This window comes from Candidatus Nitrosocosmicus sp. R (assembly GCF_054408505.1).
Genome location: NZ_CP167090.1, coordinates 3,036,433 through 3,055,807 on the forward strand (window position 1 = coordinate 3,036,433; position 19,375 = coordinate 3,055,807).

The 19,375-nt window shown below is 33.4% G+C and carries 22 protein-coding genes, 1 tRNA gene and 1 pseudogene; 11 read left to right on the forward strand and 13 right to left on the reverse strand.

Features of this window, described 5'->3' with window-relative positions; genetic code table 11:
• Nucleotides 1-2: 2 nt before the first annotated feature.
• The 5 genes from AAGU22_RS15750 to AAGU22_RS15770 are packed head-to-tail and all read right to left on the reverse strand — an operon-like array spanning nucleotide 3 to nucleotide 2,340.
• On the reverse strand, nucleotides 3-293 hold the full coding sequence (locus AAGU22_RS15750; RefSeq protein ID WP_458720044.1) for a hypothetical protein: 291 nt from the start codon (nucleotides 291-293) through the stop codon (nucleotides 3-5).
• 59 nt (nucleotides 294-352) lie between these two features.
• A complete protein-coding gene (rpsI, locus tag AAGU22_RS15755; protein WP_458720045.1) occupies nucleotides 353-796 on the reverse strand; it encodes a 30S ribosomal protein S9 in 444 nt (147 codons plus the stop codon).
• Between the two features lies 1 nt (nucleotide 797).
• The gene (locus AAGU22_RS15760; protein WP_458720046.1) at nucleotides 798-1,292 is read right to left on the reverse strand and encodes a 50S ribosomal protein L13; all 495 of its coding nucleotides are present in this window, start codon (nucleotides 1,290-1,292) and stop codon (nucleotides 798-800) included.
• Nucleotides 1,285-1,635 (reverse strand): 50S ribosomal protein L18e, encoded by a 351-nt coding sequence (locus AAGU22_RS15765; protein ID WP_458720047.1) that lies wholly within the window; start codon nucleotides 1,633-1,635, stop codon nucleotides 1,285-1,287. The genes AAGU22_RS15760 and AAGU22_RS15765 overlap by 8 nt, the downstream gene beginning before the upstream one ends.
• 48 nt (nucleotides 1,636-1,683) lie before the next feature.
• The gene (locus tag AAGU22_RS15770) at nucleotides 1,684-2,340 is read right to left on the reverse strand and encodes a DNA-directed RNA polymerase subunit D (protein ID WP_458720048.1); all 657 of its coding nucleotides are present in this window, start codon (nucleotides 2,338-2,340) and stop codon (nucleotides 1,684-1,686) included.
• A gap of 111 nt (nucleotides 2,341-2,451) precedes the next feature.
• Between AAGU22_RS15770 and AAGU22_RS15775 the strand changes: the two genes are divergently transcribed.
• From AAGU22_RS15775 to AAGU22_RS15810, 8 genes and pseudogenes are all read left to right on the forward strand, one after another.
• Nucleotides 2,452-3,138, forward strand: coding sequence for a ribosome assembly factor SBDS (locus AAGU22_RS15775; RefSeq protein WP_458720049.1), 687 nt, complete (start codon nucleotides 2,452-2,454; stop codon nucleotides 3,136-3,138).
• Nucleotides 3,139-3,245: 107 nt separating this feature from the next.
• Nucleotides 3,246-3,911 (forward strand): annotated as a pseudogene (gene rrp4 / locus AAGU22_RS15780) (exosome complex RNA-binding protein Rrp4); the annotation flags it as partial.
• Nucleotides 3,912-4,381: 470 nt separating this feature from the next.
• The gene (gene rrp41, locus AAGU22_RS15785; RefSeq protein WP_458721806.1) at nucleotides 4,382-5,101 is read left to right on the forward strand and encodes an exosome complex exonuclease Rrp41; all 720 of its coding nucleotides are present in this window, start codon (nucleotides 4,382-4,384) and stop codon (nucleotides 5,099-5,101) included.
• Nucleotides 5,098-5,913 (forward strand): exosome complex protein Rrp42, encoded by an 816-nt coding sequence (gene rrp42, locus AAGU22_RS15790; protein WP_458720050.1) that lies wholly within the window; start codon nucleotides 5,098-5,100, stop codon nucleotides 5,911-5,913. The genes rrp41 and rrp42 overlap by 4 nt, the downstream gene beginning before the upstream one ends.
• A gap of 38 nt (nucleotides 5,914-5,951) precedes the next feature.
• Nucleotides 5,952-6,149: an eL43 family ribosomal protein gene (locus tag AAGU22_RS15795; RefSeq protein WP_196817518.1), complete on the forward strand. Its 198-nt coding sequence runs from the start codon at nucleotides 5,952-5,954 to the stop codon at nucleotides 6,147-6,149.
• Nucleotides 6,130-6,438 carry a KEOPS complex subunit Pcc1 gene (locus tag AAGU22_RS15800; RefSeq protein ID WP_458720051.1) on the forward strand — a complete coding sequence of 103 codons (309 nt, stop codon included), beginning with the start codon at nucleotides 6,130-6,132 and terminating at the stop codon, nucleotides 6,436-6,438. The genes AAGU22_RS15795 and AAGU22_RS15800 overlap by 20 nt, the downstream gene beginning before the upstream one ends.
• Nucleotides 6,439-6,493: 55 nt before the next feature.
• Nucleotides 6,494-6,886 carry a prefoldin subunit beta gene (locus AAGU22_RS15805; RefSeq protein ID WP_458720052.1) on the forward strand — a complete coding sequence of 131 codons (393 nt, stop codon included), beginning with the start codon at nucleotides 6,494-6,496 and terminating at the stop codon, nucleotides 6,884-6,886.
• A gap of 51 nt (nucleotides 6,887-6,937) precedes the next feature.
• Entirely contained in the window at nucleotides 6,938-7,702 is a 765-nt protein-coding gene (locus tag AAGU22_RS15810) for an ERCC4 domain-containing protein (protein ID WP_458720053.1), read from the forward strand.
• Nucleotides 7,703-7,753: 51 nt separating this feature from the next.
• Here the strand turns inward: AAGU22_RS15810 and AAGU22_RS15815 are convergent, their stop codons facing one another.
• The 6 genes from AAGU22_RS15815 to AAGU22_RS15840 all read right to left on the reverse strand — a co-directional run bounded on the left by AAGU22_RS15815 (nucleotide 7,754) and on the right by AAGU22_RS15840 (nucleotide 14,003).
• Entirely contained in the window at nucleotides 7,754-8,827 is a 1,074-nt protein-coding gene (locus tag AAGU22_RS15815) for a pyridoxal phosphate-dependent aminotransferase (RefSeq protein ID WP_458720054.1), read from the reverse strand.
• Nucleotides 8,827-10,119 (reverse strand): histidinol dehydrogenase, encoded by a 1,293-nt coding sequence (gene hisD, locus AAGU22_RS15820; protein ID WP_458720055.1) that lies wholly within the window; start codon nucleotides 10,117-10,119, stop codon nucleotides 8,827-8,829. Before hisD ends, AAGU22_RS15815 begins: the two co-directional genes overlap by 1 nt.
• Nucleotides 10,112-11,107, reverse strand: a complete 996-nt coding sequence (gene hisG / locus AAGU22_RS15825) for an ATP phosphoribosyltransferase (protein ID WP_458720056.1) — start codon at nucleotides 11,105-11,107, stop codon at nucleotides 10,112-10,114. Before hisG ends, hisD begins: the two co-directional genes overlap by 8 nt.
• Nucleotides 11,108-11,192: 85 nt before the next feature.
• Nucleotides 11,193-12,473, reverse strand: coding sequence for a hydroxymethylglutaryl-CoA reductase, degradative (locus tag AAGU22_RS15830; protein WP_458720057.1), 1,281 nt, complete (start codon nucleotides 12,471-12,473; stop codon nucleotides 11,193-11,195).
• Nucleotides 12,474-12,476: 3 nt separating this feature from the next.
• Nucleotides 12,477-13,586 carry a PQQ-dependent sugar dehydrogenase gene (locus AAGU22_RS15835; RefSeq protein ID WP_458720058.1) on the reverse strand — a complete coding sequence of 370 codons (1,110 nt, stop codon included), beginning with the start codon at nucleotides 13,584-13,586 and terminating at the stop codon, nucleotides 12,477-12,479.
• Between the two features lie 277 nt (nucleotides 13,587-13,863).
• Nucleotides 13,864-14,003: transfer RNA gene (locus AAGU22_RS15840), tRNA-Ser, on the reverse strand.
• Between the two features lie 366 nt (nucleotides 14,004-14,369).
• On the opposite strand from AAGU22_RS15840, the gene AAGU22_RS15845 reads away from it, so the two are divergent.
• The 3 genes from AAGU22_RS15845 to AAGU22_RS15855 all read left to right on the forward strand — a co-directional run bounded on the left by AAGU22_RS15845 (nucleotide 14,370) and on the right by AAGU22_RS15855 (nucleotide 16,466).
• The gene (locus tag AAGU22_RS15845; protein ID WP_458720059.1) at nucleotides 14,370-15,488 is read left to right on the forward strand and encodes a DegT/DnrJ/EryC1/StrS family aminotransferase; all 1,119 of its coding nucleotides are present in this window, start codon (nucleotides 14,370-14,372) and stop codon (nucleotides 15,486-15,488) included.
• 90 nt (nucleotides 15,489-15,578) lie between these two features.
• Complete coding sequence (locus AAGU22_RS15850; RefSeq protein ID WP_458720060.1) at nucleotides 15,579-16,118, forward strand: hypothetical protein; 540 nt, start codon at nucleotides 15,579-15,581, stop codon at nucleotides 16,116-16,118.
• A 192-nt stretch (nucleotides 16,119-16,310) separates the two neighbouring features.
• Nucleotides 16,311-16,466, forward strand: coding sequence for a hypothetical protein (locus tag AAGU22_RS15855; RefSeq protein WP_458720061.1), 156 nt, complete (start codon nucleotides 16,311-16,313; stop codon nucleotides 16,464-16,466).
• 535 nt (nucleotides 16,467-17,001) lie between these two features.
• On the opposite strand, the gene AAGU22_RS15860 is transcribed toward AAGU22_RS15855, so the two are convergent.
• Both AAGU22_RS15860 and AAGU22_RS15865 read right to left on the reverse strand, forming a co-directional pair.
• Nucleotides 17,002-17,880 (reverse strand): SirB1 family protein, encoded by an 879-nt coding sequence (locus AAGU22_RS15860; protein ID WP_458720062.1) that lies wholly within the window; start codon nucleotides 17,878-17,880, stop codon nucleotides 17,002-17,004.
• 50 nt (nucleotides 17,881-17,930) lie between these two features.
• A complete protein-coding gene (locus AAGU22_RS15865; RefSeq protein ID WP_458720063.1) occupies nucleotides 17,931-19,307 on the reverse strand; it encodes a M20/M25/M40 family metallo-hydrolase in 1,377 nt (458 codons plus the stop codon).
• Nucleotides 19,308-19,375: the final 68 nt, after the last annotated feature.

Here is a 19,375-nt window from a genome sequence, read left to right on the forward strand (position 1 = left end):
TTTCATTCCCCTTCTTCTGTAGTAGTAACTGGAGAAATTCTTTCTTTCCTTGCTAAAAATATTAATAAAATCCCAAATAGTCCTAATATTAATGATAAACCCTGAGCACCGCCATAGGGTATAAATATATAATAACCAATCGAAAAGCAAAAACAGATTATGGCTTGCAAGACATAGGTGATGGTCTTTCTTAAATCTATTTTTCTTGTGATAAAGCCTATTGCAAAAAATGCTATACTGGGATATATAATCAACAGAATATACTGATCTATATCTATGCCATTGTGTGACATATTGTATTCTATCTTTTTGTATTAATTAAGATATCAAAAAATATGCCAAAAGTAAAAAATTAACGGTATGATTTCTGTTTTCTTCGTCTTGCCCCTGGGCCGCCATATTTCTTTGACTCTGTTTGTCTTGGATCCCCTACTAGTAGATGTCTATCAAATTCTGTTATCTTTTTCTTGATTTCTTCTCTGACGTTTCTTGTAAATGGATGATCCCTTGGATCTTTTGCACCTTTTGTTTCTCCTGTTAATGCACGTGAAATTGCTACTGCACTGGCAAACGCTTGTCCCATAAAGCCGCCGCCATTGACGTGCACATTAACATCAACTCTCTCCCTTAGTTCACCAATTATATTAGTAGGTGTTAAAATGAGTTCCTTTGCTACTTCTGGTTGAATAACTTCTACAGGGATATTGTTAATTCTAATTTTTCCATTTCCCTTTACTATGGTAGCTACGGCTCTACATGTCTTTCTTTGCCCCGGATAAAGATCTATTTTATTCATATTATTGAACTACTCCTTTCCAACCTATCTGTTTTGCCACGTCACTCATAGATATGTAAAATGATTCGGGTCTCGTAATTTTTGCGTCCTCAAACGATATCATTGCTGAATTTTTTAACTCATCTGGTACGCCCATATATACCCTTAATCTTTTAAAAGATTGCATTCCACTGGACTTTCTTTTTGGGACCATGCCTCTTATCATTTTTGTAATTATGGTGTCTGGTCTTCTTGGATGAAACGGACCATGAATTGGGTTAACAATTGATCCAACTTCTAATCGTTTCTTGTAACTCTCGATGACTTCATATTTGTTTCCGGATACCATCACTTTTTCAGCATTTACTACGGATACTCTGTTACCCTGCAATAATAATTTTGATACCTTCGAACATAGCCTTCCTGAAATACAATTTGTTGCATCAACTACTATAAGCTTATTTTGTTGAGATTGACCTTCTTCTGGTTTTGTCTCCAACTTTGTTTCCTTAGCCAATTATTTTTACACCTTTACCATCAGGATATTTACTTATTAATGATTGCAATGAAATAACTTCTGCCCCTGCAGTGTTCAATTTATTTATGGCAGTTTCTGAAAATGAATATGCATATACTGTTAATTTGTGTCCCAGCGTTCCATTGCCCAAAATCTTCCCTGGAACTACCACTATATCCCCATTATTAGTAATTTTATCCAATCTTTGGATGTTAACTTGTCTCCTGTTTGATCTAGATTTGGAAAATTCTTTCTCTAATGCTTTCCAAATCTGTGCCTTGTTACTTTTAAATGCTTTACGTAGAATCCAAACTGTATTATCTATTAAAGTATCGTTAAACATTACTTGCTATTCCAATTAAAAAGAGTATAAAGTACCAAATAAATTTACCTAGAGGTTGTTTGGTATCTGGAGTGCGTTAACTGTTTCGCCAAAGTCTTTTATGCTTTTATTTAGTTGCTCAATTGCTGCTATGATTATTTCCTCTGCAGTTAATGCTCCATTAGATTCCACAGTCAAAAAAATTTCATTTTCATTTTCGCCATATTTTACTACTGCTATTGTAGCAGGCTGCCATTTTGCATGATCCCTGCCAAACCCCAGCCTCGCATATGCCTCAAACTTTAATTTTTGACCAGGAGCTAGTACTATGATGGGAATATCCTGACTTACAGGTTTTACAAATTCATCTTCTGAAATTAACTCTGAAGTAGTAATTGTTTTAGTTTTTTCATTAGCTTCTGCATCAAGTTGCAATAATACTCTACAATTCGTACAACCCAAGGAACTCTTACAACTGCATTCTTCGGGCAATGAAAATTTCTTCAAGTCAGTCCTTAGTGGAATTAAACCAAGCCTATGAGCAACTGCTTCATCATGCATTACTGATGAATTTTCTAGAATAACTACGTCATCAATAGCAAAAGTAGGCACCTCGCTAATTGATAGTCGTCTAATTGCATTTACATACTGACGAGGTACGTTATTAAATTTAATGGTTATCCTTTCATCATGTTTCTCAATAACCTTTAAATCTATGGAGATCAAATCAAATAATTTTAATCTTACGTATATTAAAAATGTAATGAATCTATTAGGAATGTTGTAACCTACCAAGCATGTTATTATATTAATATATCACAGTTAATTTTCTATTGTATGGCTGATTCAAAAGTTACTGTTGTAAAATTAACTATTGGAAATGATAGATTTGAAATTTTAGTGAAGCCAGATCCTGCATTAGAATATAAATTAGGTAAACGAACCGATTTGTCTTCAGTATTAGTCTCAGACGAAATATATTCAGATGCAAATAAAGGATCTCGAGTTGCCGTTGATAAATTAAATAAACATTTCAAAACTAGTGACTCTAATGAAATACTTAAACAAATATTACTTAAAGGAGAGCTAAATCTTACTACAGATCAAAGACGCAAAATGGTAGAGGACAAGCGAAAACAGATTGTTCAATACATAAATAAAAATTTTGTAGATCCTAAAACAAAACTTCCTCATCCTGTTCAACGAATAGAAAATGCACTAGAAGATGTAAGAGTCACGATCGATCCTTTCAAGAAAGCCGAAGACCAGGTCAAATCTATAGTTGACTCGCTTAGAAAAATTCTTCCATTAAAATCTGAAATGTTGCAGCTTGTTATTCTTATACCAAACTCGTTTTCTTCCACCAGTTATAATTATATTAAAAGCTCAGGTGTTCTAACTTCTGAAGAATGGCTATCAGATGGTTCTTTAAAAGTAAATATAGAAATAAATGCCGGTATGAAAGGGAACTTTCTCGAACGCATAGGTTCATTGACTAAAGGATCCGCACAAGTTAAGGAATAACTACTTACAGATTATATTATAGAACAAATTCTAGATAATTAGATATAGAAATATGAAAACATTTCATTTTACATCTATTTTGTTAATGGAGGTAGACAATATCTAAAATGCAAGAAATAAAGAGGAGATATGTTATACCTGGAGATAAAATTATTGAGGGTAATTATAAACCTTTGATGAATGTTATTAAAAGTGGTAATTATTTGGTATCTACCAGAGTTGGAATTGCTGAAGCTGGTAAAGATGGCGTTAAAGTTATACCTTTATCGGGTGTTTATATACCACGTGTTAACGACTTAGTAATCGGGAAGATTATTGATCGATCTTCTTTATCTTGGGATGTTGATATTAATGCATGCTTTTTCGCTCACCTGCCCGCACAAGATGTATTTGGGCGAGATTTTTCACCAGCCAAAGATGATATGGGTCGACAACTAAGCATAGGCGACTTAATTATTGCAAGGATTGTATCTTTTGATAGAACTAGAGATCCCATGCTTACAGTTCAAGATAAGGATTTAGGAAAGATCCCTTACGGTGAATTCATAAAAATTTCTCCTACTCGAGTTCCACGATTAATTGGAAAACGTGGTTCTATGATTCAAACTATAGAACAAGCTACCCAAACAAGAGTGATAATCGGTCAAAATGGTATAGTAGTTGTTACAGGCAGAGACCCAGATGGTCTAAGTTTGGCTGCAAAGGCTATTAAAATGGTAGAGGAAGAGTCTCATACTACCAACCTTACTCAACGAGTCAAGACTTTACTAAATGTTCAAGACCCTGTTGATCCAGAACAACCAGAATCAATGAATGCTTCTTCCAATCCTGAATCATCAGCACAACCACAACCACAACCACAACCCAGCGATGAATCATCAGCACAACCACAACCACAACCACAACCACAACCACAACCACAACCACAACCACAACCCAGCGATGAATCATCAGCACAACCACAACCACAACCACAACCACAACCACAACCACAACCACAACCCAGCGATGAATCATCAGCACAACCACAACCACAACCACAACCACAACCACAACCACAACCACCACAACCCAGCGATGAATCATCAACACCGAATAATAGTAAATCTGGCTCCAGTACAAAGGAAAAACATCGAAATGATAATTCTGAAAAGTCATCCAACAACGATAGCAATAGCGATCAAAAAGAAAAAAAACAAGAGTGATCAAATAGGATGTGTATAATTTGAAAGAGTTAGCTTTAATGGATGAAAACGGAAAAAGATCTGATGGCAGAGGGATAGATGAATTACGGTCAATCAAGATTGCCGTGGGCGTGGTAAAAAATGCAGACGGTTCAGCTTATATAGAATTCGGAAAGAATAAAATAATTGTCGCTGTTTACGGGCCACGTGAAGTTCATCCAAAACATATGGCTCTTCCAGACAGGTGTGTTCTTAGGTGTAGATACCACATGTCTCCATTTTCCACAGACACCAGAAAGAATCCCGCTCCCTCTCGACGAGAAGTGGAGATATCTAAAGTAATGCGTGAATCTTTGGAACCATCCTTAATTTTAAGTGACTATCCACGAGCAGTAATTGATGTTTTCGTTGAAGTATTGCAAGCCGATGGTGGATCTAGGTGTGCTGGCATCAACGCGGCATCAGTAGCATTAGCTGATGCTGGAATTAACATGCGTGATTTAGTTTCTGCTTGTGCTGCTGGACGGTTATCAGACAATATTGTACTAGATATTAATGATCTTGAAGATAAAGAAGGAGATGCAGATATGCCTGTAGCTTATTTGCCCAATTTGGAACAGGTTACTTTGCTGCAGTTGGATGGTAAGTTAACTACAGCTCAATTTAGTGAATGTTTGGAAAAAGCAATCACTGGATGCAAGTCGGTATACGAAATACAAAAAGAAGCATTAATGAAAAAGTATTTTGGTGATGAAATGGAGTTGAAAGAAGAAGCATGAGCTCCTCTAAACGTTCTACAGTAATAGTCGAACAATTACGAAAACAACAAATGCTAGAAGCTTTGTCAAGAGGGAAAAGATTGGATGGTCGCGATTTTGAATCGTACAGAAATTTTGAAATAGAGGTAGGAATAATAGACAAAGCCTCTGGTTCTGCAAAGGTAAAGCTAGGTAATACCGAAGTTATAGCAGGTGTTAAAGTTGAAACAGGCGAACCATTTGAAGGATTAGAAAATAAAGGTGCATTGATTATGTCTGCAGAAGTTTTACCTACTGCCTCTCCCCATGTTGAACCTGGACCTCCTGACGAGGACGCAATAGAATTATCAAGGGTTGTTGATAGAGGGATACGCGAATCACAAATGCTAGATTTAGATAAATTGGTTTTGATTCCTGGAAAAATAGTTTACACTGTTTTTGTTGACTGTAGTATAATAAACAGCGATGGTAATTTGTTAGATGCTACCTCTTATGCAGTAGTGGCTGCTCTTCTAACAAGTAAATTTCCGATCTATGAAATTAAAGATGAACAGGTAGTTGATACTGGTAAAACTATGCCTCCACCCATTACTACAATGCCGGTATCTATTACCGCAGTTAGAATTGGAGAATCGGTCTTGTTGGATCCAACAACAGAAGAGGAAGCTTGCATGGATGCCCGCATAACTATGACAACCCAATCCGATGGAAATATAGTCGCTGTCCAAAAAGGCTTTACGGGCCCATTTTCTGTCAATCAGATTGTCCAATTCTCTGAAATAGCAAGAATTAAAGGAGAGGATATGCGCTCTAAAATAAAGGAGTTGAATTAAAGGTTAAAAGAAAAAAGGGTTCAACAGCACTAAAAGGTTTGGGTGTTAAGTTTGGTGCTACCGTACGAAAAAGATATGGTAAGGTCTATAGAACATTAAAACAAAAAAGACGATGTCCTAGCTGTACTTCATTAAAATTTAAAAGAGTAGCGATGGGCATATGGCGATGCAATAAATGCGAATATAAAGTCGCAGCAGGAGCCTATGACGTAAATCTTGGAAAGCTTCAAGGCTAAAATTTTTATTTATTTTGATGTAGAATATATTAACCACAATAAGGGGTTTTTCCCATCAAATAACGATGACGGTGATAATTTAAAAAAACCCTTGAATTCTATTTTTGTTGCATTAAGAGGCGATATTCAATCCACTCCTGATTTTGATACTGATGTTACTGTTTCTATAGAAAATAACCATATTATATTGTCAATATCCGGTAACAATATGTCTAAATTCCGTGCGTCATTACTATCTTTTTTGAGACTAGTAGAGTTAGCATATTCTGTACTGTATATTGACAAATGATATAGTAGTGTAATAATTTTTATCTTAGTGAATATTTAGTTACTTTGTATTAACAATGAGTGAACAAGAGCTTCCTCCATGGCTAAAAGAGCAACTTGCAAGATTGCAACAATTACAGCAAAACCTTCAAGCAATAATGATGCAAAAACAACAGGTTGAACTAGAAATATCTGAAACAGAAAGGGCCTTGGAGGAGTTAAAGAAAACTACTCCTGATGATGTCGTATACAAGCTTGCAGGCCCTTTGATGGTTAAATCTGATAGGGATAATTTAATAAAAGAACTAGAAGAAAAGAAAGAGCTTTCAAATACCAGGACTATAGTTTTAGGCAAACAAGAATCTAGGGTCAAGGAAAATCTAAAAGAGGTGGAAAATAAGATTAATCAAATGATGCATATGGCCCAAGGGGGATCACAATCCAATAAATTTAATCAACCTCCACAATAACAACTTTTTTCTTATGAATGTTAATTAAGAATATGCTTTTTTATTATTGCATTGGCTATTCGGATTGTTGCAGATGAGCGAGAGAAAAATAGTCGAGTTCCTAATTTACTTAAACTCAGTGGGGTATTTGTCGATTATAAACAATTAGCAGTTGGAGATTATATTGTTTCCTCTGAGACCGTTATTGAAAGAAAAACCATATATGATTTGATAAATTCTGTATATGACGGTCGCATATTTATTCAATGTTCAGATTTAATAAATCATTATACTAAGCCATTGATTATTATAGAAGGAAATTTAACAGACCTTGATACAAGAGAGCATTTTGAAAATGATTCTAAATTAATTATCGATAAGATACGAGTAGCATACGAAACTTTGATAAAAGTAGCACTTGATTTCCGAATCCCAATTTTATATACTGATTCTGTATTTTATACAGCTGAATTGTTAGTTTTACTAGCATCCAATCAATTTAGGAGCAAAAACGATGGACCTTTGCTTAAAAAGATAAAAAAGTCAAATCCATTTCTTCTTCAACAATTATATGTTCTTACCTCTTTACCTGGAATAGGTTCTAAATTAGCTACAAGATTATTGGATAGATTTCATTCTCCTACAAATGTTTTGAATGCTTCGATAGCAGAGCTTGCCAGGGTACCAGGTCTTGGAAACATGCGTGCCGAAAAAATTCGAAAGATTTTGGATACTCCTGTACCCAAAGAAGTAAGTATCTATACCCAAAAAAAATTGATGATTGATAATACAGACGAAAATACTGGTGATGATTCGCGTGAGAATAACATAACTTGAAAAACTGATATTGCCAGTATAATTTTATTCGTAACTATTAACCAAAAAAGTCTATGCCGCTAATGACTTCTCAATTACGGATATTACTTTATCATTCATCTCAGTATTTCCTATCGTGATTCTCATTGCTCCATTGTAGTTTCCAAGGTCTCCAAAATTCTTTATTAGTATTTTTTCATTTAATAATTGGTTTTTGATTTTATTGTAGTGATTAAATGTTTGAAAGAAAAAGAAGTTAGAATCTGACCTAAATATTTTGATCTTGTCTAATTTATTTAGCCTATCAAACATTTTTGTTCTTTCTCTCTTTATTGCTTTTATACTTCTATTTACAATCTGAATGTTTTCAAGTGCTTCAATTGCCAATTGCATGGAGAAACTACTTAATGGATATGGTAATTGAATATATTGGTTGAAAACATCTGATATTTCTTCATTAGCCAAGATATATCCTATTCTGGCTCCAGCCAGACCAAAAGCTTTTGAAAACGTTCTCATAATTAAAACATTACGATATTTTGTTACTATATCAGATAAACTATACTCCGCAAATTCCACATACGCTTCATCGATTATTATCAACTTGTCTTTTAAAATATCTATTATACTTGAAATATCGTCAAGTTTAAATTGATTTCCAGTAGGGTTATTCGGTGATGCTATGTATATTATATCATAGTCTCTAGCTTTCTTGATAAATAGTTCCAAGTCAAAGGAATTATCAATAGCGGAAAGATCTATTAATTTAGTGGGTATTTTATACAGATTACATCTGTCTGTAAAATAAGAAAATGTAGGGTTTATTGTTATGACTTTTTTTCCTTTACCTATTGTTGACAATAATAAATCCATTATTTGGTCAGACCCACTACCTATGCCAATATTTCTTGTACTTAGTTTGGTATAATCTGCTAATTTCATATACAGTTTTTCAAATTGTTCTAATGGATATTCTCTAAAATCGCTTTCATGAAGAGATTTTGATGCAATTGCTTTTATAAATCTCCGTTCTAAAATTAAATTTTCATTTGAATCTAGTTTATAGAAATCATGAATTTTTTCTGGCCTTTTATAAGGTTTGTGTGATTTAATGTGGGCAAGTTCCTTATCTAACCAATCCACCATTATTTTATCCTTCCATTTACCGCTTCATAGTGATTAAATAATCCTTCTGTTGATGTTATTTCTTTTATGATTGGAGCGATTTTCTTTAAAGCATCCCTATTCATTTCTATCACATTTACTAGTTTAATAAAATCTAAAACAGATAGTGCTGACCTCGATTTTGCAAATCTATAAGTTGGGAGTACATGATTAGAGCCAAGACAATAATCGCTTACAGATGATGGAGTGTATTCGCCAATTAATATCAATCCTGCATTATAAATCTCCTTCAATATTTTTTTATCATTAATTGCAAATATTTCAAGGTGTTCAGGTGCAAATTCATTAATGAATTCTGTTATTTCTTCATTATTATCACATAATGCTATGAATCCATTATCATTTATACTTTTTTCAACAAATTCTCTTCTAGGTATTTCATCTTCTTTAATTATTCTACTTAATTCTTCAGAAATCTTTGTGGCCAATATTTTTGATTTCGTTACTACCCCGCATAATGTATCTTCACTGTGTTCTGCCTGAGAGATCAAGTCCAATGCAATATACCGTGGATTTGACTTTTCGTCAGCATACACCAGTAATTCGGTCGGACCGGCTATCATGTCTATTGATACATCTTTTGATACCACTGACTTTGCAACAGACGCATACACACCACCTGGTCCAACTATTTTATCCACTCTTTTTATAGTCTTTGTACCATAAGCCAGTGCTGCTATTCCGTACGCGCCACCTACCTTATAAAACTCATCTACACCACAGATGTCCCCTGCAACAAGAGTCAAAGGGTCCACCTTTCCATTTTTCATGGATGGTGTAATAGCCACTATTTGTTTTACCCCTGCAACTTTTGCTGGTATGGCACACATTACTATCGTACTTGGATATCTAGCTTTCCCGCCTGGAATATAACATCCTACTCTGAAAATAGGCATTATTGTTTTGTTTATCTTGATTCCATCCGAATCAATTTTAATATTCTTGAGATTATCGATTACAGCTTTTTCACTTTTCTCCAACTTGGATTTCATGTATTTTATTATTCTTATTTGCTTGGCTGAGACGTTTTCATATGCTTCTTTAATTTCAGACTTACTAACAACAAATGAATCAATCTTAACGTTTTCGTATTTCTCAATACATTTTAACAATCCTTCATCTCCGTTTCTTTGTATGTCATCGATGATTTTTAGAACATTCTTTGTTGGAATTGAAAGATCCTTATTCCAAGATCTTTCTCTTAATTCATTAGCTTGTTCTCGTGGTTCTTTAATTTTTATAATCTTAATCAAATTTTATTTCATCTTTATCATCTAGAATGATCTTATCCATTGATAGTATTTGACTTGGTTCTAAAATTACCAACCCTTGAGCAACTTTTCTGATAGTTGGTATAAGTCTAATAAACTCGTTCTTGTCTATTATGGTATTTACTCCATACCATCCCTCTTTACTTAAATTACTAATAGTTGGACCTTTCAATGACGGGAGAATACGTAATAATTCTTCAAGATTGTCTTTTTCTACATTAACGAAAATATGTAATTTTTTTCTTGCTTCTACTACTCCTCTCAATAAGACAATCATGTCTATTATTTTTTCCTTTTTTATAGGATCCTTTAGCGCATCTTTATTTGCTATGAGTACTGCTGTAGATTCCATTACTTGATCTATGATTTTTAGATTATTTTGAATAAGGGTGGTTCCTGTTTCTGTAATGTCAAAAACTGCATCGACATCTTCTGGAGGTTTTGCCTCTGTTGCTCCAAATGATAGAAAAATTTCCACCATCTTATTATTACCCGTCCTAGACCAAGGAGTTACTATTGTGGGTTCCAGATCTCCAAAGTGTTTCTTATAACTCTCCTTTGATTTTATGTATGAGGATGCTGATTTTAGATATTCCGTTGAAAATCTCAAAGTCTTTTTGTTCTGAGCAAAATTATCTATCAACTCATCAAGATTGTTGAACTCGAAAAATTCTGGAATAGCTATTACCTGCTTAACTTTACCATATTCTAAATCTAATAATACTTTGACATCAGCATTAGTTTCCCTTATCCAGTCTTTGCCTGTTATTCCAACATCATGAAATCCCTCTTGTACGTACGTCGGAATTTCCTGAGGTCTTAAAATTTTGACCTCTATGTCTGGGTCCGCAATCTTTACCCTGTATATTCTACCCCTTCCGCTAACACTGCATTGCCATGCCTGTTCTATCATTTTAAAAGTAGCCTCTTCTATACTGCCTTTGGGCACCACGAATTTAATAAGACCCATATTTGATACCTATATCGAATATACTAATTATTACGTTGTTTATTTGTTTTATTAATCCGATTTTTTATTCTACCGAGTCATAATGCTAGTTTTCTTTTAATGATTCTAGAATTTCCTTGGCTCTTGAAACCGATACATTTCTCTCTTCAACCATTTTTCTGGAGACCGTTTCAATTTTGTCATTTGTAGCTCCTGCGATTATTGCAATATTTTTTGAGTGCAGTTTCATATGTCCCTTCTGAATACCTTCGTTAGATAAAGCTCTTATTGCTGAAAAATTCTGAGCTAATCCTGAAGCAGCAATAATGGTTGCTAATTCCTGCGAATTTGATATATTCATTAATTTCAAACACGCTTTAACGATAGGATGTGTGTTTGTTATCCCTCCAATTATTCCCACCGCCATTGGAATTTCTATTTCTCCCACGAGATCTCCTTTAGAATTTTGGTACCATTTAGTCAAAGATCTATATCGTCCATCTCTGCACGCATATGCATGACATCCTGCCTCAATAGCTCTAAAATCCTGACCAGTCGCTATTGCTACACTATCAATCCCATTCATAATTCCCTTATTATGAGTAACGGCTCTATGGACGTCAGTGAACGCTAGTGAATAAGCAAATAAAATCCTTTTAAGAATTTCTTGTCCACCAATTAATTCTGTCGGAAATACAGCTCTACATTTTACTAGGCGTTGCGTCGCATAATTAGACAAAATTTTTAGTATTACCTTACATCCTGTTAATGCTTCTATTTCGGGTGCAATAGCTTCACACATAGTATTAACAACATTTGCACCCATTGCGTCTTTGGTATCTACCATGATTTCTATTATTATCATCAGTCCGAGTTTGTTTATGCTTTCATCATTGACTTGTTTAATTTTAATGTCTAAACATTTCGCAAATTTGCTTTTAGTATTTGCTAGAGATATTATTTCAATCTTATTATTTGATATCAACTCAATTAAACTTTGAACTCTTGTTTGATCGTATGAGCTATTTGGGATTAATTGAATTTGCCCTATCATGATAGAATCATCAGCGTGAGCCGTAAAACCTCCACCTTTACTTGCTATCTTTGCGGCGTTGCTTGCAGCAGCTATCACAGATGGTTCTTCTATTGCCATCGGAACTAAATACACCTTATTGTTAATGACAAAATTGTCTGCTATTCCGATAGGGAGTGGAAAAATTCCAATAGCGTTTTCTATCATCCCATCGATATTATTAAATTTAAATATTGATGTATTTCTAAACAAATCAATTTCGTTATCATCCAAGCTTGTTTTTACTTTGATAAATTGAAGTCTTTCTTCATGAGTCATATCTCTAAATTTTTTCTTATCCAAATTTTTACTCATTTTTTACTCATTTTTAACTATTTTTAACAATTTATCGACGGCACCACCACCGTTATCAAAAAAGTCTCTATTGTTTGTAATCAGATATAATGATCCATCGCTATCTTCTGCCACATCTTTGATTTTACCATATCCGGTTAATATTGAAGATTGATCTTTTGATATAGGATCAATACTTCTCAAATGTTCCCCTTTTAAAGTAGCCACAATTAATTTTCCATAGTAATCTAGTTCCGTAGAATTGCTTATCAAAATTCCAGAGGGATATATAGAAGGCGTAAAACAAAATTCTGCATTAATGAATAAACTTTCTTCTAAATTACCACATTCTTCTATTGGCCAACCATAGTTTTCACCTGCTTTGATTACGTTAATTTCATCATTTCCAATCCTGCCAGCTTCACTAGCATACATTGTATTATTGTTAAAGTCCCACATAATACCTACAACATTTCTATGTCCATAGGAATAAATTGAAGAGTTAGGAAATGGGTTGTCATTGGGTGTGGTTCCATCATCGTTAATACGGAGTATTTTTCCTGCCAAACTAGATAAATTCTGAGATAACTCTGAATTTGTAGTATCTCCAACACCTACGTACAATTTTCCATCCGGTCCAAACTTTAATACTCCACCATTATGGAGTTTTGAAGCCGGTATATGATCGATTATTGTCCCTGTTTCACTAAGTGAGTTATTTTTTTCTTGTAATCGTATAACCTTGTTGAATGTCTGATTTTCATTATTTTTATAAGTATAATACAGATACAAATAATGATTATTAACAAATTGAGGATGAATTGCCACTCCTAATAATCCTGCGCCTTCATCAAAATAATTATCCTTTACTTCGTAATTGTTCAACTGAGATCCGTTACTATTGAGAATTAATGTCTTTCCTGTTTGTTCTGTTATTACGATTCTTTTATCAGGTAAAACCGCTACACCCGTGGGAAACTCTAAACCATCCGCTATAACTTTGACAGCAGAAGCGCTATCTTCTGCATACGGTGAAGGTAAAAGGATCGTTGTATCTGAGGGAGTATTTAGTATTGTTAATGCACTTATTATTACAACTATAATTCCAATTACTATGACTACATACTTATTCATCATATTATCTTATGAGCTATAAGTTGCATTATAGTCAATATAAAATATTATTCTATAACAAATTGAGTACTTTATGTTTCTATATCCGCGGCAACTATGCTAACTGCTAACTACTCTCTTTCTGGTTGACGTACAACTCATAACTATTGATTTTTATATTTATTTTTATTTTCTTTTGATTTGGTCCATATATTTTTAGACCGTATGCTTTTTCATCCTTAATTGGAAAATGAAGAGGATTTAGTAGATCATATGAATCAAAATTAAAAATTTTCAGCGCAGATGAGGAGATTTGAACTCCTGATCGCCATACGGCGAATCGGCTTTCTTTTAATCTACCTTGTTATTGACTCAAGGCCGACGCATTACTATGGTCCTAATAATTCTGCATTAGGATGACCACTCTGCCACATCTGCACTAAAATTAATTATTATTGCCCTCTATTATATTTTAACACATATGTATCCTACCCTTTAGGAGAAATTACGGCCTCTGCCTCTACACCGAATACCATGGTTTGTGCTTAATCGCAAAATGGCATAAAAAATCTAGTTAACGTTTAATCTTTCTGTATTACCCGATAAATTGTTAGTTCATTACAAAAGTTTGTAGTTTTATGATATTTGAATATCACAATCACAATTTGATCAGGTTTTTAATTTGTCGATTTAATATTTATTGATGAGCTTTAAATACTGAACTAAACAAAACTGATACTTTTCTAATTATTTAATTCCGTTTATTACTGATTTTTATATCTGTTAGCTAATAATTATCAAATAATGATTCCGATAAATAAGCCGTGGTTGGATGATGATGCTAAACAAGAAGTCATGAATGTACTTGATGAAAATGCATTGACTTCTCCAGCTAAGAATGGTGGAAAACGGGTTCAAGCATTTGAGAATCTCTTAAAATCGTATCTCAAAGTGAAGCATGTAATAGCTGTTAATTCGGGAACATCTGCTATACATGCCTCTTTGTTGTCTTTGGGAGTTAAACCAGGCGACGAAGTACTTCTTCCATCCTTTACTTTTGTAGCTACGGCCAATTCAGTTATTGCTACTGGAGCAAAGCCTGTTTTTGTCGATATAAACAAAAATGACTACACAATAGACGTTTCAGATATTGGAAAAAAAATTAATAACAACACAAAAGCAATTATTCCAGTTCATCTTTACGGTCATCCCTCTGATATGGATGAGATCAATTCTATTGCAAAAGATAATTCATTACAAGTTGTAGAGGATTCATGTCAATCATTAGGTTCTTTGTATGATCAAAAACAAACTGGTACAATGGGAAATTTAGGTTGTTTTAGTTTTTATGCCAGTAAAGTGCTCACTACTGGTGAGGGGGGGGCAATTGTTACTAACGATGACAGTCTGTATGAAAAATTGCTAATGATAAGAAACCATGGTATGGTAAATGGGTATGATACGGAGATATTTGGTCTGAACTTGAGGTTACCCGAAGTAAGTGCTGCCATCGGAATTGCTCAAATGCGAAAGCTAGACAAGATGCTACAAATGAGAAAAACAAATGCTGAATTATTGCTTGATGGATTGAAGAAATTTGAACAAAAAGGCTTACTCACATTGCCTCATGAACCTGAGAATAAGAAATTCAACTGGTACCTCTTTACTATTGGGTTCAAGGAAAATTCTCAACGAGAGTTGATCAAAAATAATCTTATTGGGGAAGAAATTGGTGCTACTGTATATTATGATCCACCGATACATAAGACTCCTTATTATAATCACTCTGATGATCTTAACTCTGATACTTTTCTCTCTAATACTGTTTGGGCTTGGAATCATGTGTTATCATTGCCTGTTCACCCGCTGATAACTGAAACCGATATTAACAAAATTCTAAAAACATTTGAGAATCTACAGTGATCAAGAATACTATACGAATTAGTTTAAACTGGTGTTTTCTCTCTATAAAATACTATTTTTATAATGGTTATTAAATCGGTTCTAATGTAAATGAAATTAACCATAGAAAAAGACGAACTTCTTTCTAGGAGATTTTATCTCGTCATTTTTTATTTATGTGCATTTGTTATGGCTGCAATTACATTTTATTCATTATATGTGAGTCTTTATGAATATTTGAATACTGGAAAGGTCATAATAGGGGAGGTATTGGTTAATACCGAATTTCCAGTAAAGGGGCTAGCAAAATTGGTAACCTATCTTATGATCGTTTCTGTGGTAGCGTGGTATTGCGTTACTAAACTCGGAGAAGATAAGGTAAAAAATGTCCCAAAAAGTATAAGATCCATTTTGCAATTGATAGTTCTTGCAATACTAATAATTTCAATTTATGAATTCTTTTATAATTTTATAATATGGAACGCATTAATCACTGCTGACTTAGTTAATGGTGAATTAAGATTGGACGATTTATTTATGCCCTACCCTAATCCTAATACCCCGTGGAACTTGGTATTTGCTACAAAGATGTCTTTGGCCGCTTTGATTATTTCTGCTCATGGTTTCTACATAATATCGAAAAGAATCTGAGAATCTGAGAAAGCCAGTGGTTAGAAATTGATACCTTTTTAATTCTTAATTCTTAATTCAATAAACCAGTTAGTTATCATTATTAATGCTACTATTATTATTACTGCCCTGTTTAATTCATTCTCGAAAACTTGCAAGCCAACCTATTAGAAGCAAATAAGATTTTATTACAGAAAATTGAAAAATTTTACCATGGGTAATATTGATAAAAAGGGTATTCAATTAACCGAAAAAGAGTGGCAAGTAATACTTGATTCTTTGAGCAATACAATTTTTAACGAAGAAATTACTGAAGAAGCCAGAAAAAATGCTAAAGATCTGTTTCTCAAAATAAATAAAAATATCTAAATTTATTGTGTTTGACTAGATTACTTACAAATTAGTAGATAGATTACATTTGGACATAACATGCAAGATAGAGTTTCCATTTTGATCCTTTTTGATGGTTTATCTATTATTACAACCGAAATTTATCATATTTGTAGCATCTTGAGTTTCTTTACCACTTACTATTAATCATTAGTTGGATCTATTCTCAATTATGATTGGATGTGTTGAGTTGAGTACAAATCGGATGTCAGAAAAATCTATTGTAGTATTCCTAAAATTCGAATACCAAATGTCAATTTTGACAATCAATTCGAATAGATTCTTTTTCTGTTCAATTAAAGCTTTTATATATTATATGTATACGAAATTCCTGTATCGTTTTATGATGGATTGATTGATTGATTGTGACTTTAATATATTAATAATTTAACAAACAACTAGGTGACATGGATAGATGAAAATTCATGGTCAGTCGTCACATGATTCCGACTAGGCAAAAATACCTTATTTAACCATTCTAAGAATATCTTCAATATCAATTATAATTTCAAATCTACTTTGTAAGTATATTTCTAATTTGCTTTACTAAATCCAATATTCTATCAATGTCGATTGCTTCTGGATTCAGATCTATATATTTATAAAGAATTTCTAAAGCTTGCTGATATTCCTTATTTCTATATAGGATTATACCTTTGTCTCTGAGTGCTTCAGAACTAGTGCTATCCAAGGAGAGAATCATTTCGTTTATTTTCATTATTTTGTCTAAATCATCTACTTCCATGTATCCATTTTTCAAATTATTCAAGACCCTGATTATGATTTGTAGCGAATTTGTCTTCTTCATCAAATCGCTAGTCAAAGAAATGGTAGACCTAGGATATGCCTTGTTCAAAAGATCTTGTAAGACGTAGTCATCCATGATTCGACCCTTGTTGAATGGATCAATTACTATAGATTCGTCCGAATCTTCGTCTAGTATATATTTGACTAAAAAGTGAGATGGAAAATTGACGGGATGGAGTTTAAAATCCATATAGCTAGCAAGGTGGATATAGATTAATGATAGCGTTATTGGAATTCCTGTCCTTTTTTCTAATACTATGTTTAAATAATTATTGACAGGGTTATAATAATCACTAATATTTGGTTGAAATTTTTTATCATCAAAGAAAAAATCATTCAATTTTTCAATAATGTGGGTTGGTCTCATACCTTTTGTATTTTTTATTTGAGAGGTTAGCTCTTTTCCCATCTCATTTATCATGTTCATGTATTCTGATATTTTCAGGTTGGGATAATCGATAATTCTAGCAATATGAAGTACATATTCAGTTATCTTTACTATGTCATCATTTTCTTGCACTTTCTCAATAACTGTCTCTTTCCAATCTGCTAGATAGTCTTTCTCTATCTTATCTTCAAAACCCAATATTAGTAAAAGCTTGTTTCATCCTTATAAGTAAAATCCAAAAAAATGTATCATGTTACGGTCGTCGAAATATTGTCAATGATTTTTATCATACACTTTGTAGTTTTTTCAAGAAGGTCGATCTTGGCAAATTCGTTGGGCGAATGTATCCTTGAAAATATGTAGGTCCCACCAATTGAAATGCAAGGAGCTTTAAGTAAATCAATAAAATCATACATAGGTCCAGTACCTGCAGATGAAATTGATATTATTGAATCTCCAAAAATTTCATTTGCAGATTTTTCAATTATTTTTACATATTGATTATCTAATGCAGTTCTTCCAGCGGCTTCTCCATGAATAAGCGTGACTTTGATATCCTCAAATCTGTTTTCTACTAGATGTTTCTCTAGCCTTTTAAACTGAAGACCAGGGTCCATATTTGGAACCAAACGAAAGTCAATCTTTACCATTGCTTTTGAAGGCGTTATGGTTTTCGCACCCGGTCCTGAGTATCCCGAATTTAATCCAGCTATATTACATGTTGGTTCACTGGTCAAAGCTTTCTTTACTCTTTTCCCGCTAATATTATTGATAAATTTGCTTATTCCGTATTCTTTCTTAAAACTTTCTTCATCAAATGGCTCGCTGTCTATGATCAAACTTTCCTCTTCAGATAATTCTTTGACTTCTTTAAACCAATCCTTTATCAAAATATTTCCCTCTCTATCGACCAATGTTGATAATGCTTGGACAATTCTCAAAGCAGGATTTTCTATCAAAACAGCTAAACTAGAATGAACATCTCTAGAGGCACCTTGTGCCGTCAATTCTACGTATAAAAGACCTTTCATCCCCAAACTGATAATGGGTTTTTGTTCCTGATCGATATATCCAAATTCCCAAATAACTATATCGGTCTTGAATTTTGTATTGTATTTTTTTAGATATTTTGATATATTCTTACTTCCAATCTCCTCCTCTCCTTCAATTAGAAATTTTATATTCATTGGAACATCGCCTCTTTGTTTTAGAAAAAACTCTATTGCTTTTAATCTGGTTACAAGTTCACCCTTATCGTCGGAAGCACCCCTCCCATAAATCAAATTCCCTTCTACTTTACCTTCAAACGGTTCATATTCCCATAAATCCCTAGGTTCTTCTGGTTGTACGTCGTAATGATTATAAAATAATAAAGTCTTCCCATTTGGATTTGATTTGGATTTGACTTCTCCATAAACTAGTGGAGGAGGTGCAGAATTTTTCTGATCATCATAATATATCAACTCTGCGTTGATTCCTATTCTTTTCATCATTGCAACGATCTCCTTGGCACACTCTTCCAAGTTTTGCTTTCTTGCAGAAACACTCGGAATTTTTATCAATTTCTGAAGATCGCTTATCAGTCCATGAGTATCAATATCTATGGTCAACTTGTTTGAAGACATTTAGCTATGATGATAAATATTTCTTTAATATAAAAACTAAATTTTTTTAATATTTTTATAACCTGATG

Bases quoted from the DNA above. Each gene is read 5' to 3' on its own strand.
- AAGU22_RS15750 (WP_458720044.1), bottom strand. From the start codon at position 293: ATGTCACACAATGGCATAGATATAGATCAGTATATTCTGTTGATTATA.
- rpsI (WP_458720045.1), bottom strand. From the start codon at position 796: ATGAATAAAATAGATCTTTATCCGGGGCAAAGAAAGACATGTAGAGCC.
- AAGU22_RS15765 (WP_458720047.1), bottom strand. From the start codon at position 1,635: ATGTTTAACGATACTTTAATAGATAATACAGTTTGGATTCTACGTAAA.
- AAGU22_RS15775 (WP_458720049.1), top strand. From the start codon at position 2,452: ATGGCTGATTCAAAAGTTACTGTTGTAAAATTAACTATTGGAAATGAT.
- rrp41 (WP_458721806.1), top strand. From the start codon at position 4,382: ATGGATGAAAACGGAAAAAGATCTGATGGCAGAGGGATAGATGAATTA.
- rrp42 (WP_458720050.1), top strand. From the start codon at position 5,098: ATGAGCTCCTCTAAACGTTCTACAGTAATAGTCGAACAATTACGAAAA.
- AAGU22_RS15805 (WP_458720052.1), top strand. From the start codon at position 6,494: ATGAGTGAACAAGAGCTTCCTCCATGGCTAAAAGAGCAACTTGCAAGA.
- AAGU22_RS15815 (WP_458720054.1), bottom strand. From the start codon at position 8,827: ATGGTGGATTGGTTAGATAAGGAACTTGCCCACATTAAATCACACAAA.
- hisG (WP_458720056.1), bottom strand. From the start codon at position 11,107: ATGGGTCTTATTAAATTCGTGGTGCCCAAAGGCAGTATAGAAGAGGCT.
- AAGU22_RS15830 (WP_458720057.1), bottom strand. From the start codon at position 12,473: ATGAGTAAAAATTTGGATAAGAAAAAATTTAGAGATATGACTCATGAA.
- AAGU22_RS15835 (WP_458720058.1), bottom strand. From the start codon at position 13,586: ATGAATAAGTATGTAGTCATAGTAATTGGAATTATAGTTGTAATAATA.
- AAGU22_RS15845 (WP_458720059.1), top strand. From the start codon at position 14,370: ATGATTCCGATAAATAAGCCGTGGTTGGATGATGATGCTAAACAAGAA.
- AAGU22_RS15850 (WP_458720060.1), top strand. From the start codon at position 15,579: ATGAAATTAACCATAGAAAAAGACGAACTTCTTTCTAGGAGATTTTAT.
- AAGU22_RS15855 (WP_458720061.1), top strand. From the start codon at position 16,311: ATGGGTAATATTGATAAAAAGGGTATTCAATTAACCGAAAAAGAGTGG.
- AAGU22_RS15865 (WP_458720063.1), bottom strand. From the start codon at position 19,307: ATGTCTTCAAACAAGTTGACCATAGATATTGATACTCATGGACTGATA.